The sequence below is a fragment of the Streptomyces doebereineriae genome (genome assembly GCF_031845645.1).
GTDB lineage: Bacteria > Actinomycetota > Actinomycetes > Streptomycetales > Streptomycetaceae > Streptomyces > Streptomyces canus.
The window spans coordinates 1-453 of the sequence record NZ_JAVREZ010000297.1; the positions used below are offsets into that span (position 1 = coordinate 1).

1 protein-coding gene is annotated in these 453 nt (G+C 68.4%); it reads right to left on the reverse strand.

The annotated features are described in order from the left end of the window. Positions 1 to 453 (reverse strand): FAD-dependent oxidoreductase (locus RNB18_RS51960; protein ID WP_394817813.1); only part of this gene is annotated, 453 nt, incomplete at both ends.

The window sequence follows — 453 nt, forward strand, 5'->3', positions numbered from 1 at the left end:
GTGTGCAGCTCCTGGCCGCCCCGGGTGCGGGTGATCTGTTCGGGGCCTTCGTCCAGGGCCCGCCAGGGGGCGATGTCGCAGAAGTAGGTGGCGTAGACGACGGTGGTGCCGTCCGGGGAGAGTTCGGGGTAATGGCGGCTGCGGAACTGGACGTTGACGCTGGCGTGGCGGATGCCGGTGAGCTCGGCGGCCGTCGCGTCGTCGAGCAGGTACGTCGTGCAGGGGTCCCCTTCGGGGAAGGGGCGGGAGAGGCCGAGGAAGAGGGTGAAGTAGCCGGGGAAGACCATGCCGGGTTCGTGGATGGTCTCGGTGTAGAGCTTGCGGTACTCCTCGCCGAGGTATTTCCCCCCGAGGAACTTCATGGCCGTGGTGTAACCGTCGCAGGCCGACACGACGATGTCGGCGCGCAGTTCCCGTCCGTCGCTGAGCCGGACACCCACCGCGTGGTCGTCC